Below are 15,882 nucleotides of genomic sequence, written 5' to 3'. Positions count from 1 at the left end.
CGCTGGCACCATTAGGCCGCGATTCGGTGGCTCCAATGGGGCGAGATTTGTCATCGGCAACGATCCAGGAATAGGGGCACCGAATTTTTCTGTTGTTTGGGCCGGAGGCGGTATGTTTTGGGCACGGCACGCCGTGCCCCCACCATGGATTATTTTGACGATGCCGTGAAAATGATTGGGCATGACTACATATTCGCCCAATGCAATTTCCGGACGTATTGCCGCCGTTTTTATCCATTCATCGACTACGAGCTGCCCGTATTCATTCAACGCCAGGGTATCAAGCTCGATTCGCCCAAACAGGCAGTCTCGGTTGTGAGTGCATATCGTTACGAAATACGCTCCAGCCTGAGCGTAATCGAATTCTTTCAACCTGACTGAGCGGCGACGATGGATAAGCTGATTGTCTCTGGTCAACATGTAAACACCATTTCTTTCAGGTGTTCATCTACGCGAGCGGCCAAGGTTTCGACTTCCACGGCCAGCCATTTGTCGTCGACCACCAGGGTCTTGATCTCGGCACCGCCCCGGAACAGCACGAATGACCGCGCCCTTGCCGGTGCTTTTGAGGGAGGAGAAAAGTCCGGATTTCTTGATGGCCATGGGCTTTTTCTTGTGTCGGGTGCCAAGCACGGAAGGCGGTTACTTTACTTCACATCGTAGAATCATAGGTCGGGTTAGCGTAGCGCATAAACAAACACCTCTGCAAGCCGCTTCGATAGGCGTTCTACAAAGATACTGCCTGTGGATCCTTTAAATACGCCACTCTCTGGATGTATAGTCTGTAGATCGTTTATCCACGGGACTCTTCAGACATTTTGCTGTAAATCATCTGGCAACAGGGGTTATTCAAGGCAAAAAAACAGTCATGCCTTTGGTCGGCGGTGCGTAATATTCGTGAAGACTTCAGCCATCAGCAACATATTTCAGCCTGATTTCTCCGTAGAATCCTGAAAAATTCCTGAAAACTCAAACATGTCATTTTAGGTGGATGCCCTTGGAACAAGTATTGGCAAGCTTTACAGACAAAGAAGCCAATCCGGCGGCGCTGTTCGCTCGGCTGATTGACGAAATCCGGCCGCGCCAGGCGACCGACTTCGAATCGGCCAGACGCAATCTGCAAGCGCTATGCCACATCTTTTCCTTGCACCCTGAACTGCGCGCAGCCTTCGTGGAAAAGCTCAAGGAACTGAGCCATTCTCATCGCCACTCGGAGTTATACACCTCGACCGGCATCCTGCCCAATACCAGCTTTGTCGCCGAATTCTTCAGTCGCATTGGCCACAAGATTCTCCCCGAGGCGCTGGAAGCTGACCTGCTGCGCACGGCCCTGCGCAAGATTTTTCACGAAACCAGCGACGGGCTGTGGGTGATTGGCGTTGGTGAGGAGGCCTGGCTGCATCTGTTTTCGGCACTGCATTTTGAAGAACAACCGGCGGCATCGGAAATGCCGCGACCGATTGCCGAAATCCTGCGTTCGCTGCGGGTGCTTTCGTACTGGATCGCCGCCTTCGGCATGGAACCCGAGTTGCTGCGACTGGACCGGGCACTGGAAACCTACGAATCGCCGTTCGTCACGCAGAATGAAGAGTTGATCGCCTATATCGGTGCCTATCCCGGCGCCTGGCGACAACCGGACACCCTGATCAGCGATGACAAACACCTGCGCGTATTGCTCGACCAATGCCTGCAAGTGATCGAAAAGATACGCAAGCGCGCCGCCCGCGACGGCACCAGCATCCGCCTCACCTATCACCTGCAACGGTTATATCAACTGATCGTGCGCAGCGAAAAGCTGCTCGATATCCTCGAAAACCTGCGCATCGATCCCGATGGGCAATCTGCCTATCCGGCCATCGTCGATCTGTTCACCCGGATGATCCGGGATGAATGCCAGCGCGACAATCTGAGCAAGCACTGGCAACGCAACACCGAACTGCTCGCCCTGCGCGTCACCGACAACGCCAGCGCGCACGGCGAACACTACATCACCGAAACGCGCAGCGAATACTTTGCCATGGCGCGCTCGGCGTTGGTTGGCGGCTGCATCATCGCCTTCATGGCCTGCTTCAAGATCCTGCTGGCCGAAGCACACATGCCGCCGCTTACCGGGGCCATTGTCTACTGCCTCAATTACGGGCTGGGCTTCTGCCTCATCCACATCCTGCACGGCACGGTAGCGACCAAGCAGCCAGCGATGACCGCCAACGCCATCGCCGCCAGCATCAGCGAGTCCGGCGGCAAGCTGCGCGATATCGAAACCTTGACCCGACTGATGGCGCGTACCATTCGCAGCCAGATGGTGGCCATTCTCGGCAACATCTGCATCGCCATTCCCCTTGCCGGGCTGGTGGACTACGCGGTTTTCTGGCTCAGCGGGACACACTTCGTCAGCCCCGAAAAAGCGGTTCATCTTCTTGAAGAGCAAAGCCTGATCCACAGCGGCGCGGTTTTCTACGCGGCGATAGCCGGCGTCTGTCTGTTCATCGCCGGCCTGATCAGCGGCTACTACGACAACTACGCCGCCTACAACCAGGTTCCCGAGCGCATTCTGCAACTCGAATGGCCCAGAAGACTGTTCGGCGAAAGCCGCATGCGTCGCGTATCCGCCTACATCGGCGACAACCTCGGCGCGCTGGCCGGCAACCTCTTCTTCGGCTTTCTGCTCGGCGGCACAACGATTTTCGGCGTGCTGTTCGGCCTGCCGATCGACATCCGCCACGTCGCGTTTTCATCCGCTTTCATCGGCATCGCCTTCGTCGGTCTCGATTTCGCGCCGGACCTCTGGCTGCTCCTGTGGTCGGCACTCGGCGTGGCCGCCATCGGCTTCACCAACCTGAGCGTCAGCTTTGCCCTGGCGCTGAACGTCGCACTGCGCGCCAGGAAGGTTACGGAAACACCTTGGCGAATGATCGCCGGGGCGATCCTGCGCCATCTGTTCCGCTCGCCCAGGGATTTTTTCCTGCCGCCGAAGAACGGCGCATGACTTTAAGCCGCAGCGCATGTAAAACAGCGATTGACCTGTGAATAGCCCGCGCCACCCGATATTCATCGCTTCCCTTGGTACAATAGCGAATTGAATTGCCATGCAGGCTCCCCACCATGAAACGCAATCGTCTCTCAAACCGCAAACGCATCTCGGCCGACGCCAACGAACTAGGCCGGCTGGCTATCGGCCTCGCCGAGTCCGGCGGCAAGCTGGAGGACATGTTCTGGGAAAAGCAGCTCTCGGAACTTGTCGACAAGCTGCTGCAGGACAGTGCCGAAGATGACCTGAATGCCTCGCTCGATCGTCTGTTCGACTCGCACGCCGCCGCGCACGACAGCCTCGCCGACATCATCGAGTCGCGTGCCGAATCCTGTGTGCTATCGCATCAGGGCCAGGAATACGATATCCAGTTGTTCAATGTTCCGTTGCTCGCCTGGTCACGCTTCTCGATACCCGCCTGCACGATTCCCAAGGGCACGCTGCAAACGCTGAAGGTTCATCTCGGATCGCATGTATTTTCGGCCAGCGCCCAACTGTCGCTGTCCAACTATCTGTACAGCCCTGACCAGTTGCCGCGCACTTTTGTCGATACCTGGCAACTGATGCGCGATCTGGGTGGTGCGGCACTGTGCAACAATGAGTTGAAACTGGACGTTTCGAGCCTGCCTGAAACCAACCAGTTCCTCTCCGACACGCGTTATCTGATCGGCGCGATTGCCGTGCCGCGCGGCATGCCACTCTTCCGCTGGAATGAGTCCGACAATTGCACTCGCGAAACAGCGCTCAAGGAATGGGAGAAACAGGGCGGCCCCTGTCTTGAACCGCTGCTTACCGGTTGCGCTTATCAACCTTTGCTCGCCGACGCTTATCACGCTGCCTGCCGCACGGCTGATATGGCCTCACGGCCCTACTCGATTCGTGCCTCGGTGGCTTTTCTGCAAACTACGCTAGGCAAACCGGCCGAGGCGCTGCGTGCCGTCATTGGCGGCTTTCACGACAAGCAACTGGAGGAATACCGCATCTCTTTCGGGCCCCGTGACAGCGATACGATTTTTCATGGCGTTATCTGGCCACTGCTTGGAGCGGAAGATGAAACAGCCGACGTGGCCGGCGAAGTCGAAACCATTTTGCGTGAATCCGGCGTCAAGGAAGTCATGGTACTACACCAGCAATTTCCCTTCGAGTTCTGCGACGACTGCGGGGCGCCGCTCTATCCCAACATCGAAGGCGATACGGTGCACGCCGAATTGCCGGAGCAGAACAACGCGCCATCGCAAACGCTGCACTGACGGGTAGTGAAAAATTCATTTCAGCCAAATCTCCCAGCTCGTCACCCCGGCGAAGGCGACCGAAGGAAGTGCAGAGCCCGGGGTCTAGTTCGTCTATCTGATTGTTTTCATGGATATCAGAGGTGCGCACTGGATTCCGGCCTGCGCCGGAATGAGCGCGAAGCCTGGCCTCGGGCCACGGTCTTGGATGCCGGTGCCAATTAATTCACAGCCTCTGACGCGACTTTCACGATAATTCCCCGATGAGTAACACCGACCTGCTGCAACGCAGCCTCAACGCCGTCTGGCACCCGTGCACGCAAATGAAGCAACACACGGGCAGCGACAGCGGTTCGCTGCCCCTGATCCCAATCGCCAGCGCAAAGGGCGTCTGGCTGCATGATTTTGACGGCCGGCGCTATCTCGACGGCATCAGTTCCTGGTGGGTCAATCTCTTCGGCCACTGCAACCCGCGCATCAACGCGGCATTGCGCGAACAACTCGAAGAACTCGAACACGTCATCCTCGCCGGCTTTACGCACCGCCCGGTGGTGGAACTTTCGGAACGGCTGGCGGCACTGACCGGCGGCGCACTCGGCCATTGCTTCTACGCCTCCGACGGGGCCTCGGCAACCGAGATTGCCCTCAAGATGTCCTTCCACTCCTGGCGCAACCGGGGCCGCAGCGAGAAACAGGATTTTCTCTGCCTCGAAGGCAGCTACCACGGCGAAACGGTCGGCGCACTGGCCGTTACCGACGTGGCGATTTTCAAGGACGCCTATGCGCCATTGATTCGCCCCGCCGCTACGGTGCCGTCGCCCGATGCACGCAATGCGGGCGACGGCGAAACTTCGGTCGACGTGGCCCGCCGCGCTGCGGTAGCACTCGAACGCCACCTCGAACAGCATCACGAAAAAATCGCCGCGCTGATCGTCGAGCCGTTGATCCAGTGCGCCAGCGGCATGGCCATGTACGACCCGGAATACCTGCGCCTGGCGCGCGCCCTTTGCGACCGCTACGAAGTGCACCTGATCTGCGACGAAATCGCCGTTGGCTGCGGCCGCACCGGCACCTTCTTCGCGCATCAGCAGGCCGGCATCAAACCCGATTTCCTGTGCCTCTCGAAGGGCATTTCAGGCGGCTACCTGCCACTCTCGATCGTACTCACCACCGACTCCGTTTATGGCGCGTTTTACGACGACGCCACGGCGCGCGGCTTCCTGCACTCGCACTCCTACACCGGCAACGCGCTGGCTTGTCGCGCGGCGCTGGCGACCCTCGACATTTTCGAAACCGACAAGGTGCTGGAAGCAAACAAAGTTCGCGCCGACAAGCTCGCCGCCGCACTGGCACCACTCGGCCAGCATCCGCAAGTCAAGCACCTGCGCCAGCGCGGCATGATTCTGGCGTTTGATGTTGAAACCACCGACCCGCATTTTTCCCGCCACTTTTACCGTGCGGCGCTTGACCGTGAAGCCCTGATCCGCCCCATCGGCAACACCGTTTACCTGATGCCGCCCTACATCGTCAGCGACGACGAAATCGCACACCTCGGCCAGGCGACGAGTGGTGCGCTGGAGGAAGCCCTGGCGAAACCGCTTCTTCGTTGAACGCCCCGCTGAGAGGCTGTGAAAAAATGCCTGAACACCCACCGCAGAGACGCAAAGGTGACCGAAGGAAATGCAGAGCCGCAGAGGTTTCGCAGAGAAAACCTTTAAAAACAATGGGGTTCCTCTGCGTTTCCTTTGCCCCTTTGCGTCTCTGCGGTGGATTTTTGATATTTTCACTGACTCTGAGCCAAAAATTTTTCCTTGCGCAAGAAGCAATCCTGTATTACCGTTAATACAAGCTCAACCGCCAAGGAATCGCCATGACTACCACCGTTCGCATCCCTGACCGCCTCGAACAGATGCTGGCGCAGTATTGCGTCGAAACACGGCGCAGCAAATCCGAGGTCATCATCGAACTGCTCGAACAACGCTTCAGCACCGGGCCCGCAGAAAAATCGCCCTACGAAATCGCCTGCGAGGCCGGTTTCATTGGCTCCTTCGCCTCTGAAAAGGCCAGCACTATCCCCACGAAAGAACGCGTCAAGGCGGCCATTCGCGAGAAGCACGGGCGTAGCGCGTGACCGTTTTACTTGTCGATACCGGACCGCTGGTTGCATTGGCCGACAAAAGGGATAACGCCCACGAGCGCTGCACGCAATTTCTAAAGAGTTATCGCGGTCGGTTGCTAACCACCTGGGCTGTGCTTACCGAATTTTCCCACCTTGCACCGACAGTGGCCTCAACTCTGCCGCTGTACGGCTGGATCGAGCATGGCGGCTTGGAAGTGATGCCGCTCGGCAAGGATGAACTGATCACCGCCATCGACTGGATCACCCGCTATGCCGACCGTCCGATGGATCTCGCCGATGCCTCGCTGGTGGTTGCCGCGCTGAAAACCGGCAGTGCCACCATCTGGACGCTCGACCGCAACGATTTTGAAACCTACCGCCTGCCCGGGCGAAAACATTTCCGGCTGGTTTGATAACCCGAACACCTTCCACACCCTCTGACTTTCGATGTCCGAATCCAGCCTTTACACAGAACTTGTCGCGCAACTGACCCAACTCGACGCCGACGGCCTGAAGCGCCGCCGACGCCTGCTGGACGCACCTTGCGGCCCGCTGGCGCGCGTCGACGGCCACGAGCTGATCAGTTTCTGCAGTAACGACTATCTGGGGCTGGCCAACGATCCGGCGCTGATCGAAGCGGCTTGCGCCGGGGCCAGAACCTGGGGCGTCGGCAGTGGCGCCTCGCATCTGGTGAGCGGGCATCAAGCGCCGCACGAGGCGCTGGAACAGAAACTGGCTGCCTTCACCGGCTTCCCGCGCGCCCTGCTTTTTTCAACCGGCTACATGGCCAATCTCGGCATCGTGCCGGCACTGGTCGGGCGTGGCGACGCGGTGTTTGCCGACAAACTGAACCATGCCTCGCTGATCGACGCCGTCCAGTTATCGCGGGCCGACAGCCAGCGCTACCCGCATGGCGACCTGGCCGTGCTCGAACGCCTGTTGGCGTCCAGCAAGGCCAAGCGCAAGCTGATCCTCAGCGACGCCGTATTCAGCATGGATGGCGATCTGGCACCGCTGCCCGGACTGCTCGAACTCGCCGAACACTTCGACGCCTGGCTGGTGGTCGACGACGCGCATGGCTTCGGCGTGCTCGGCGCGCAGGGGCGCGGCAGCCTTGCGCACTTCAAGCTCCCGGCGGCACAGCGTTTAATTTACATGGGCACGCTGGGCAAGGCGGCCGGTGCTTCCGGCGCCTTCGTCGCAGCGCACGAAGCGGTTATCGAGTGGCTGCTGCAACGCGCCCGGACCTATATTTTCACCACCGGATCAAGCCCGATCATCGCCTGTGCGCTGGCCGCCAGCCTCGCCCTGATCGAAAACGGCGACGCGCGCCGCGAGCATTTGCGGCAGCTTACCGCGCAATTGCGCGACGGGCTGGCCAATACCCGCTGGCAACTTCTGCCGTCACCCACGGCCATCCAGCCGGTGATCATCGGCGATAACCACGAAGCGCTGCGCGTGGCCAACGCGCTCTACGAACGCGGTTTGTGGGTGCCGGCCATCCGTCCGCCAACGGTGCCCAAGGGCACCGCCCGCCTGCGCGTTTCGCTGACCGCCGCACACAGTGCCGGGCAGGTGGACAGACTTGTCGATGCCTTGCTGGAACTGGCATGACAGGGCTAAACGTCGAAATCGTCGGTCAGGGACTCGATCTGGCCTTGATCCACGGCTGGGGAATCGGCAAGTCCGCCTGGCAGGATGTGGCGCCTATGCTGGCGCAGCGCTTCAAGGTGCATCTGGTCGACCTGCCAGGCTATGACTCCCCTGAAAGCCTTATGAATAAACAGCCTTCAGATGCACACGGCCAGCAGGCGCATAAACAAACGGCTTCATGGCATACACCCTGTAGATCGCCATTCGAAGCGCTCTCCAGAGCATCGGCCAGTAGCGTGCCTTCTTTCGTCCACACCGCCGCAGCGCTGACCGACAGCCTGCCCGTGGGCTGCATCCTTTGCGGCTGGTCGCTCGGCAGCCAGCTTGCCATGCAGGCCGCCCTGCTCCACCCCGACCATTTTTCGCGACTGATCCTGGTCGGCGGCACCCCCAGCTTTGCGCAGCGCGTCGACTGGCCGCACGCACAAACCCCGGCGCTGCTTGACGCCTTCGACAGCGCTGTCGGCGAAGATGCAGCCGCCACCTTGAAACGTTTCATCGCCCTGCTCAATCAAGGCGACACCAAGGCCCGCGCCAACGCCCGTTCCCTGGCGCGCTGTGTATCGCCTCTGCCTGATGCCGCAACGCTTGTTCAAGGGCTCGGCTGGCTACGCGATATCGACTTGCGGCAGCAGGTCGCTTCCATCTCGCTTCCAACGCTGCTGATCCACGGCGAAAACGATCCGTTGATGCCGCTCGCTGCAGCGCACTGGCTGGCTGATAAACTGCCGCTCGCCCAACTCGAAATCTTCATCGGTGCAGCGCATGCACCCTTCCTCAACGACCCTGAACGTTTTGCCAGGCTGATTAGCGATTTCTGCAATGCTTCTGCAATCAATTAAACAGCGCATCCGCGAGTCATTCGACCGCGCTGCCGCCACTTACGACGGTGCCGCCGTCGTTCAGCGCCAAGTGTGCGAGAGCCTGCTTGAAGACTTTTTTCTTTCCGGCCTCACGCCAGCGCGCATCCTGGACGCTGGCTGCGGCACCGGCTACGGCGCACGCCTGCTGCGCGCACGCTGGCCCGCCGCGCATATCACCGGAGTCGATTTCGCTCCGGCCATGCTCAACCACGCGCTGCGCGATTCGGATGTCTGCCTTGCTGCCGACATCGAAAAACTGCCCTTGGACGAGGCCAGTTTTGACCTGTGGTGGTCGAGCCTGACCATTCAGTGGTGCGACAGCGACGCCGTCTTTCTGGAAGCCGCGCGGGTTCTCAAGCCCGGTGGCCAACTGGCCCTCAGCACACTCGGCCCGAACACCTTCCACGAACTGCGCCAGGCCTTTGCCAGCATCGACCAGCACCGCCATACCTTGCCCTTCAGTGAACCGGACGCCATCCGCGAGTCGCTTGTCCGCGCAGGATTCGGCAACGTCGACCTGCGGCGCAAGAAGCACACGGTTTATTATCCCGACCTGAAAACCCTGTTGCGCGCGGTCAAGGACATCGGCGCGCACAATGTCGGCGAGGGGGCGCGCAGCGGAATGATGGGGCGGCACGCCTGGAAAAAAGTACAGGCCACCTACGAACAGCACCGTGAGCCGGCTGGCCTGCCGGCAAGCTACGACGTCATTCTCGGCTACGCCAGAAAATGAATAAGCCCACCACGCACGCCTGGTTTATTACCGGTACCGATACCGAAGTCGGCAAGACCTTCATCACCTGCGCGCTGCTGCATGGACTGCGCGACCGGGGCATCAAGGCCATCGGCATGAAGCCCGTCGCCGCCGGAACCGATGCTTCAGGAAAAAACGAGGATGTTGAACAGTTGATCGCCGCTGCCGGAATCAACGCTCCGCGCGAACTGGTCAATCCCTACCTCTTTGCACCCGCGATTGCCCCGCATATCGCCGCGGCCGAAGCCGGAAGCATGATCGACATCGGGCCCATCGTTGCCGCTTTCAACACCTTGCGCGGGATGGCCGATGCGCTGCTGGTCGAAGGCGTCGGCGGCTTCTGTGTTCCGCTTGGCCCGCATTGCGATACTGCCGACCTTGCCGAACAGCTCGGGCTGCCGGTCATCCTGGTCGTCGGCATGCGCCTGGGCTGCATCAACCACGCGCTTTTGACTCAGCAAGCCATCAAAGTACGCGGACTGAAACTGGCCGGCTGGATCGCCAACCACATCGACCCTGAGATGTCCCGCTTCGAGGAGAATCTGGCAGCGCTTGAGGCTCGCATTGACGCACCACTGCTCGGCGTCATTCCGGCCAACAGCACATCAGAAGAGGCGGCGAAACTGATCCGGCTTCCGGACTAACGGGCATAGCTTTGATAGGAACCCCAAGCAATGAAAGCCCTGCCCGTTACCCTCACCCCCGACCCCGAAGGGCGAGGGGAGGCTCGAGAGTCGCTGGCGCGACTTTCACACTAAGCGGCTTCTCTGGCAAACTCTTCGACCAGCCGCCTGACGGCTGCCACCACCTCGCTCGTGAGACTGTCAGCGCCATCGAGATTGCCCGTTGCCGCCAGATGCTCAAGGCGCATCGCAAGTTCCCGACCAGCTTCGTACGAGAAGGTTGCCAGCATGCTTTTCACGGTATGCGCTTCGCGTCGCAATACCGCTGCATCGGCTGACAAGAGAGCCGCTTCCAGGGCGCTGCAGTAGGATTCGCTTTCAGCAACGAACATACTGACCACATCGGCAAACAGTTCCTCATCGCCGCCCAGACGCTCCAGCGCCTCGGCGCGGTTATATAACTGATTGTATAACTCACTCGCAGACAATCGATATTCCTCCACTTCTTCTTGCCGTTGATCGGCGCGCATCTCAGTCTGTCGGGCTAAAAATGCTGTGCCAAAAGCGTTTCAAATATTGGGAACTTCCGCATCCTGATACTCGGCATGAATGCCTAATACATCGTCCCGGCACGCCAGGAAAGCCTCGACACAAGCCGCGTCGAAATGCTGGCCGGCGCCTTCACGCAGGAGGTCCACTGCGCGCTCGATCGGCCAGGCTTTCTTGTAGGGTCGTTCCGAGGTCAGCGCATCGAATACGTCAGCAACCGCCACGATACGCCCGAAGAGAGGAATCGCCTCGCCGGCTACGCCATAGGGATAGCCGGAACCATCGAATTTTTCGTGGTGTGATATGGCGATCGCGGCGGCTGACTGAAGAATCGTCGACTCACTCCCTTTGAGCAGTTCGAAGCCCAGCAAAGAATGGGTCTTCATCAGATCGAACTCTTCCGTTGTCAGCTTCCCCGGTTTGAGCAGGATGTAGTCGGGAATGCCAATCTTGCCCACATCGTGCATCGGAGCCGCTTGCAGGATCAGTTCCTGATCAGCAACCGATAGCCCGAGTCTGGCCGCAATCAGGCGTGAATAATGCGCCATGCGCTGAATATGAGCCCCGGTCTCCGGATCGCGAAACTCGGCCGCGCGCGACATGCGAAACAGCAGCTCCTGTTCCCTGGCATGCACGGCTGCCGTCGCCTTTTTGACCTCTTCGGCCAGCCAGGCCGCCTTGTCGGCCAGTTTCTTCCGGCTGGCACCCAGCGCCAGCATGTTGCGCACCCGCGCAGAGAACTCGATGCGATCAACCGGCTTGGTGAGAAAGTCGGTCGCCCCGACCTTCAGGGCCTCATAACGCACATCCTTGTCGTCATTGGCGGTGATCATCAGCACCGGAATTTCATCACAGCCAGGCTGCGTACGAAAACGGGCGATGAATTGCAGGCCATCGAGTCCCGGCATCATGTAATCGACGATCACCAGATCGGGCCGACTCCCGGTACACCAGGCCAAACCCTTGAGCGACTCCTGAAACAGCAGCGGCTCGCAATCGCCAAGTTTGATAACCAGAGCCTTCAGCAGAGTCAAATTGATCTCGCTGTCATCTATTATGGCGACTCGGTTCATGCTGATCTCCAAAGGCGCGCCGCTGGAAATGCAGCGGCAATGAAGGGGGCGGCGCTCTTGAGCAAATCAACCGAACCGAAAGCGAGGACCAGATTCGGCGCCAACGCAACCAATGACGACAGTTCGCCCGGAATATCGTCGGTGCTGCGAAGGATTGCCTGAGCGACTTGCATGGTGGTGTCCTCGAGTAATAGGTTGCTACGCTGAAACATGGACAGCGCCTTGCCAAATCAGCCATAATCCTAAGATATTCTAGCTGGTTTATCCATGAAATTTCTCTTCGATCTGTTCCCGGTCATCCTGTTTTTTATCGCCTTCAAGTTTGGCGATATTTTTGTTGCCACCGGTGTGGCAATCGCCGCCACCTTCGCCCAGATCGGCTGGGTCTGGTTCAAACATCGCAAGATCGACACCATGCTGTGGGTCAGTTTGGGTATTGTCACGGTCTTCGGCGGAATGACGCTGATCTTCCACGACGAAACCTTCATCAAATGGAAACCGACGGTTCTCTATTGGGCCTTTGCCGCAGGGCTGATCATCGGCACGCTGTTTTTCAAGAAAAACCTGATCCGTACCCTGCTCACCGAACAGATGAAGCTTCCCGAGACTGTTTGGGATCGGCTCAACTGGTCGTGGGTCGGCTTTTTCGTTTTCATGGGATTCGCCAATCTCGCTGTAGCATTCGCATTCAATTTATCAACCGATGACTGGGTCAACTTCAAGCTGTTTGGCGGCATGGGCCTGATGCTTGTTTTCGTCATCATCCAGGGGCTGATACTGTCAAAATACATCGAGGAGGAGAAAAACTGATGCTTTATGCCATCGTTGGTGAAGACCATCCCGGATCACTTGCTGCTCGCCTTGAAGCCCGGCCAGCCCATGTTGAACGCCTGAAAACGCTACAGGAACAAGGTCGCCTGATCCTGGCCGGCCCCTTTCCCGCCATCGACTCGCCCGATCCCGGCCCGGCCGGTTTTTCCGGCAGCCTGATCGTTGCCGACTTCGCCTCGCTGGAGGCGGCTCAGGCGTGGGCCGATGCCGACCCCTACATTGTCGCGAATGTTTATTCCAGTGTCAGTGTCAAGCCGTTCAAGAAAGTTTTGCCTGCGTGAGCCCAACCGATTCGGGCCAATCTGTTGCTGACTTCGAATCCATTCTGCGCCAGCGGCTGGCTGATCTTGAACCGGTTCGTCTGGAATTGATTGACGACTCGGCGTTGCATGCGGGTCACCAGGGAGCCAAAGATGGTGGCGGCCATTACCGATTGCTCATCGTCTCGGCAGAATTCTCGGGCAAATCGACGCTGGCCCGTCACCGCCTTATCTACACCGCCCTTGGCGAACTGATGCGTAGTAAAATCCACGCGCTAAGCATTCAGTCATTTACTCCGGACGAAGTGCAGTGAATGCAACTGGTTTACTCTTATAACAAGAAACCCTATCCTACCCAACTCAACCCAGACAGAAGGAATACCACTCATGCAGAATCTCTCGAAACTTGCGGCCGCACTGCTCGTCGGCGCGATCATGTCGGCATCGGCCATGGCCGCCGGCAATGCCTTCGTTACAGTCAACGGCGTCGCCGTTTCGCAAAGCCTCGCCAACGTCTTCATGGCCGAACAGAAAGCCCAGGGCGCACCCGATTCCCCTGAACTTAAAAATGCCGTTCGTGAAGAACTCATCCGGCGTGAACTGCTGATCCAGGAAGCCAAGAAGGCCGGACTCGACAAGAAGCCGGAAATCGCTGCTCAGGCCGATGCGGCAAAACAGGCTTTGTACGTACGTGCCTATATTCAGGACTACGTCAAAAAGAACCCGATCAGCGACGCACAGTTGAAGGCAGAGTACGAGACGATCAAAGCCCGGCTCGGCAACACCGAATACAAGGCGCGCCACATTCTGGTGCTGAGCGAGGACGACGCCAAAGCGATCATCGCCAACCTCAAGAAAGGCGCCAAGTTTGAAGAACTCGCCAAGCAATCGATCGACCCGGGCTCCAAGGACAATGGCGGCGATCTCGGCTGGGCTAGCGCCGGCAACTTCGTCAAACCCTTCAGCGATGCTCTCACCAGCCTGAGCAAGGGCAAATATACCGAAGCCCCGGTCAAGACCGAGTTTGGCTACCACGTCATCCTGCTCGAAGACAGCCGCCCGCTGACCGTTCCGCCGTTCGACGAAATCAAGCCACGCCTGCTCCAGCAAGCACAGTCACAACAGATCAACAAGATGGTTGACGGCCTGCGCGCCAAAGCCAAGATCGACTGATTCTCAACGCCACACAAAAAAACGCCGGGACGGCTCCAAGCCTCCCGGCGTTTTTTTATGATGGAAGGCGATGTGCGTTGGACAATCGCACAAGTAAAGAAAATCGCAAAGGTTCGCTAAAAAAATCAATAGCTTGGCTTTTGTCCTATCTGCCGAGGCCACTAACCCAAAAAGTGAGAACAATAGGGGACACGATTGTTTCCCGTGCTGTCCTGAATGCCTTGTCATTTGAGGTCGCCCACCCTGCCGCGCCTGCCTGATTTTCCCTGCTATTCCGCTTCACATCAAACCACGCGGCAACAACTTCGCCGTTGGGGCTTGCACTTGCTTTGCCAATGGTTATAATTTTGTTATAACTTTTTTGCAGGAGAAAGCGATGCTAACGACGTTACGCAAGGTTGGGAATTCCCGGGGGGTGCTTATTCCGGCCGCGTTGCTGGTGGAATGCCGGATTGATGGCGCAGTGGAGATGACCGTTGAGGCTGGGCGACTGGTGATTACGCCCGTGCTCGCGCCGCGTGCCGGGTGGTTTGATGGCTACCGGGGGGATGACGATATCGACGCCTGGGAAGGTCTGCCCGTCGATGACAGTTGCGAGGAGTGGGTATGGTGAAGGCGGGGGCGAAGATTCAGCGCGGCGAGGTGTATTGGGTCAATCTCGATCCGACGGTTGGTACCGAGATAAAAAAGAAGCGCCCCTGCCTTGTTGTGTCGCCGGATGACATGAATGCGGTCTTGCCGCGCGTGATCATCGCGCCAATTACCAGCAAAGGACAGCCGCTCGGGTGTCGCCCGGAAGTCAATATCGGCGGCAGACCGGGGCGCGTGCTGCTCGATCAAATCCGTTGCGTCGATAAAACCCGGCTCACCAGCAAGCTGGGCGAGGTCGATGCCGCGCAGTGGCATAAAACATTGCTGGAAATGCTGGGCTGAAAGAACATCAAGAACACGCCCGAACATTCCGGAACGTTCAGAACATCCAGAAAATAACTATCGGGGTCAGCATCAATGCATCAAAAACAACAGGGGATAAACCACGGCTTTCTGTTTTCACTGCGCTGAAATCCGTGGTCTCCTGTTGCCCTGCTGGAAGCGCGGAGCCACCAGGCTGCAACAACAAAAACAGACGAATTTCCTGGTGTTGCGCGCCTGGTGACGTGATTTTCAATTTTAGCTTTTGCTTTTCAGCCCTGGATTTGATAGCACAAGAGGCGAGAATAGCCCGGTGCCTTTCCCTATCCCACGACCTGCGCGATCAGTAATCCAGGCTATATTTCCGTCATCGGGCAAGTTGGCGCCAAAATGGCGACAGTGATACACTGAGCGCTCAAGAAATTGTTGGAGGTGAATAATGGGTACTGCCATTGCCAAGCAAGATCGTATCGGCGCCCGAGTTCCACATGAGGTCTACGAGACTCTGTGCCGTGCCGCCGAGCTAACCGGCGCCACGGTCAATCAGTTTCTGGTCCAGGCTGCATTAAAGGAGGCACAGACTGTCATCGAACGTGAGGAAGTGATTCGTCTGTCGCCGCGCGACTGGAACTGGTTGCTCGACCTGATGGAAAACCCGCCTAAGCCGAATGCCAAGCTGAAGGCCGCCCTGAATCATTACCAGAAGGCCAGGCACGATGATGCAGGTACGACCTTTAGCTGGGAATCATGATCGGCAGGGATTCGACTGCGACCGCCAGGAACTGAATGACTGGCTGCGGCAGGTCGCTCGTCAG

The 15,882-nt window shown here is 58.4% G+C and carries 21 protein-coding genes and 1 pseudogene; 16 read left to right on the top strand and 6 right to left on the bottom strand.

The genetic code is table 11. From position 1 onward, the window contains the following. Together ACOYNV_RS20100 and ACOYNV_RS20095 are read right to left on the bottom strand one after the other, a co-directional pair. A pseudogene (locus ACOYNV_RS20100) lies at positions 1-420 on the bottom strand (hypothetical protein); the annotation flags it as partial. After that, positions 414-539 carry a hypothetical protein gene (locus ACOYNV_RS20095; protein ID WP_422901594.1) on the bottom strand — a complete coding sequence of 42 codons (126 nt, stop codon included), beginning with the start codon at positions 537-539 and terminating at the stop codon, positions 414-416. The pseudogene ACOYNV_RS20100 and the gene ACOYNV_RS20095, both read right to left, overlap by 7 nt. 470 nt (positions 540-1,009) lie before the next feature. On the opposite strand from ACOYNV_RS20095, the gene ACOYNV_RS20090 reads away from it, so the two are divergent. The 9 genes from ACOYNV_RS20090 (at position 1,010) to bioD (ending at position 10,290) form a co-directional block, all read left to right on the top strand. Further along, a complete protein-coding gene (locus tag ACOYNV_RS20090; RefSeq protein ID WP_422901593.1) occupies positions 1,010-2,986 on the top strand; it encodes a site-specific recombinase in 1,977 nt (658 codons plus the stop codon). Positions 2,987-3,102: 116 nt separating this feature from the next. Further along, positions 3,103-4,278: a DUF2863 family protein gene (locus tag ACOYNV_RS20085; protein WP_422901592.1), complete on the top strand. Its 1,176-nt coding sequence runs from the start codon at positions 3,103-3,105 to the stop codon at positions 4,276-4,278. Positions 4,279-4,520: 242 nt separating this feature from the next. Continuing rightward, positions 4,521-5,867, top strand: a complete 1,347-nt coding sequence (locus ACOYNV_RS20080) for an adenosylmethionine--8-amino-7-oxononanoate transaminase (RefSeq protein WP_422901591.1) — start codon at positions 4,521-4,523, stop codon at positions 5,865-5,867. Positions 5,868-6,127: 260 nt separating this feature from the next. Beyond that, positions 6,128-6,388, top strand: a complete 261-nt coding sequence (locus ACOYNV_RS20075) for a hypothetical protein (protein WP_422901590.1) — start codon at positions 6,128-6,130, stop codon at positions 6,386-6,388. Then, positions 6,385-6,789, top strand: coding sequence for a type II toxin-antitoxin system VapC family toxin (locus ACOYNV_RS20070; RefSeq protein ID WP_422901589.1), 405 nt, complete (start codon positions 6,385-6,387; stop codon positions 6,787-6,789). The genes ACOYNV_RS20075 and ACOYNV_RS20070 overlap by 4 nt, the downstream gene beginning before the upstream one ends. A gap of 34 nt (positions 6,790-6,823) precedes the next feature. Continuing rightward, a complete protein-coding gene (bioF, locus tag ACOYNV_RS20065) occupies positions 6,824-7,990 on the top strand; it encodes an 8-amino-7-oxononanoate synthase (protein ID WP_422901588.1) in 1,167 nt (388 codons plus the stop codon). Continuing rightward, a complete protein-coding gene (locus tag ACOYNV_RS20060; protein ID WP_422901587.1) occupies positions 7,987-8,871 on the top strand; it encodes an alpha/beta fold hydrolase in 885 nt (294 codons plus the stop codon). Before bioF ends, ACOYNV_RS20060 begins: the two co-directional genes overlap by 4 nt. Next, positions 8,852-9,625: a malonyl-ACP O-methyltransferase BioC gene (bioC, locus tag ACOYNV_RS20055; RefSeq protein ID WP_422901586.1), complete on the top strand. Its 774-nt coding sequence runs from the start codon at positions 8,852-8,854 to the stop codon at positions 9,623-9,625. The genes ACOYNV_RS20060 and bioC overlap by 20 nt, the downstream gene beginning before the upstream one ends. Beyond that, entirely contained in the window at positions 9,622-10,290 is a 669-nt protein-coding gene (gene bioD, locus ACOYNV_RS20050; protein ID WP_422901585.1) for a dethiobiotin synthase, read from the top strand. Before bioC ends, bioD begins: the two co-directional genes overlap by 4 nt. Before the next feature lie 110 nt (positions 10,291-10,400). Here the strand turns inward: bioD and ACOYNV_RS20045 are convergent, their stop codons facing one another. From ACOYNV_RS20045 to ACOYNV_RS20035, 3 genes are read right to left on the bottom strand one after another with little or no spacing between them, the layout of a single operon-like run. Then, on the bottom strand, positions 10,401-10,799 hold the full coding sequence (locus tag ACOYNV_RS20045; RefSeq protein ID WP_422901584.1) for an Hpt domain-containing protein: 399 nt from the start codon (positions 10,797-10,799) through the stop codon (positions 10,401-10,403). A gap of 39 nt (positions 10,800-10,838) precedes the next feature. Further along, the gene (locus tag ACOYNV_RS20040; protein WP_422901583.1) at positions 10,839-11,891 is read right to left on the bottom strand and encodes an HD-GYP domain-containing protein; all 1,053 of its coding nucleotides are present in this window, start codon (positions 11,889-11,891) and stop codon (positions 10,839-10,841) included. Beyond that, positions 11,888-12,103, bottom strand: coding sequence for a hypothetical protein (locus ACOYNV_RS20035; protein ID WP_422901582.1), 216 nt, complete (start codon positions 12,101-12,103; stop codon positions 11,888-11,890). The genes ACOYNV_RS20040 and ACOYNV_RS20035 overlap by 4 nt, the downstream gene beginning before the upstream one ends. A gap of 55 nt (positions 12,104-12,158) precedes the next feature. Here ACOYNV_RS20035 and ACOYNV_RS20030 point away from each other — a divergent pair, with 55 nt between their 5' ends. From ACOYNV_RS20030 to ACOYNV_RS20005, 6 genes are all read left to right on the top strand, one after another. After that, on the top strand, positions 12,159-12,701 hold the full coding sequence (locus ACOYNV_RS20030; RefSeq protein WP_422901581.1) for a septation protein A: 543 nt from the start codon (positions 12,159-12,161) through the stop codon (positions 12,699-12,701). Continuing rightward, positions 12,701-13,003 carry a YciI family protein gene (locus ACOYNV_RS20025; RefSeq protein ID WP_422901580.1) on the top strand — a complete coding sequence of 101 codons (303 nt, stop codon included), beginning with the start codon at positions 12,701-12,703 and terminating at the stop codon, positions 13,001-13,003. Before ACOYNV_RS20030 ends, ACOYNV_RS20025 begins: the two co-directional genes overlap by 1 nt. Further along, on the top strand, positions 13,000-13,296 hold the full coding sequence (locus ACOYNV_RS20020) for a BolA family protein (protein WP_422901579.1): 297 nt from the start codon (positions 13,000-13,002) through the stop codon (positions 13,294-13,296). The genes ACOYNV_RS20025 and ACOYNV_RS20020 overlap by 4 nt, the downstream gene beginning before the upstream one ends. A gap of 73 nt (positions 13,297-13,369) precedes the next feature. Further along, positions 13,370-14,155: a peptidylprolyl isomerase gene (locus ACOYNV_RS20015; protein WP_422901578.1), complete on the top strand. Its 786-nt coding sequence runs from the start codon at positions 13,370-13,372 to the stop codon at positions 14,153-14,155. A 376-nt stretch (positions 14,156-14,531) separates the two neighbouring features. Further along, on the top strand, positions 14,532-14,768 hold the full coding sequence (locus ACOYNV_RS20010; protein WP_422901577.1) for a hypothetical protein: 237 nt from the start codon (positions 14,532-14,534) through the stop codon (positions 14,766-14,768). Next, the gene (locus ACOYNV_RS20005) at positions 14,762-15,088 is read left to right on the top strand and encodes a type II toxin-antitoxin system PemK/MazF family toxin (RefSeq protein WP_422901576.1); all 327 of its coding nucleotides are present in this window, start codon (positions 14,762-14,764) and stop codon (positions 15,086-15,088) included. Before ACOYNV_RS20010 ends, ACOYNV_RS20005 begins: the two co-directional genes overlap by 7 nt. Before the next feature lie 37 nt (positions 15,089-15,125). Here the strand turns inward: ACOYNV_RS20005 and ACOYNV_RS20000 are convergent, their stop codons facing one another. Then, positions 15,126-15,323, bottom strand: a complete 198-nt coding sequence (locus ACOYNV_RS20000) for a hypothetical protein (protein WP_422901575.1) — start codon at positions 15,321-15,323, stop codon at positions 15,126-15,128. Between the two features lie 183 nt (positions 15,324-15,506). Here ACOYNV_RS20000 and ACOYNV_RS19995 point away from each other — a divergent pair, with 183 nt between their 5' ends. Next, complete coding sequence (locus ACOYNV_RS19995) at positions 15,507-15,818, top strand: DUF1778 domain-containing protein (protein ID WP_422901574.1); 312 nt, start codon at positions 15,507-15,509, stop codon at positions 15,816-15,818. Positions 15,819-15,882 lie beyond the last annotated feature (64 nt).

The sequence above is a fragment of the Propionivibrio sp. genome (assembly GCF_049316945.1).
Taxonomy (GTDB): Bacteria; Pseudomonadota; Gammaproteobacteria; order Burkholderiales; family Rhodocyclaceae; genus Propionivibrio.
The sequence above is the reverse complement of the archived record's forward strand: the minus strand, read 5'-3'. Positions and strand labels throughout refer to the sequence as shown.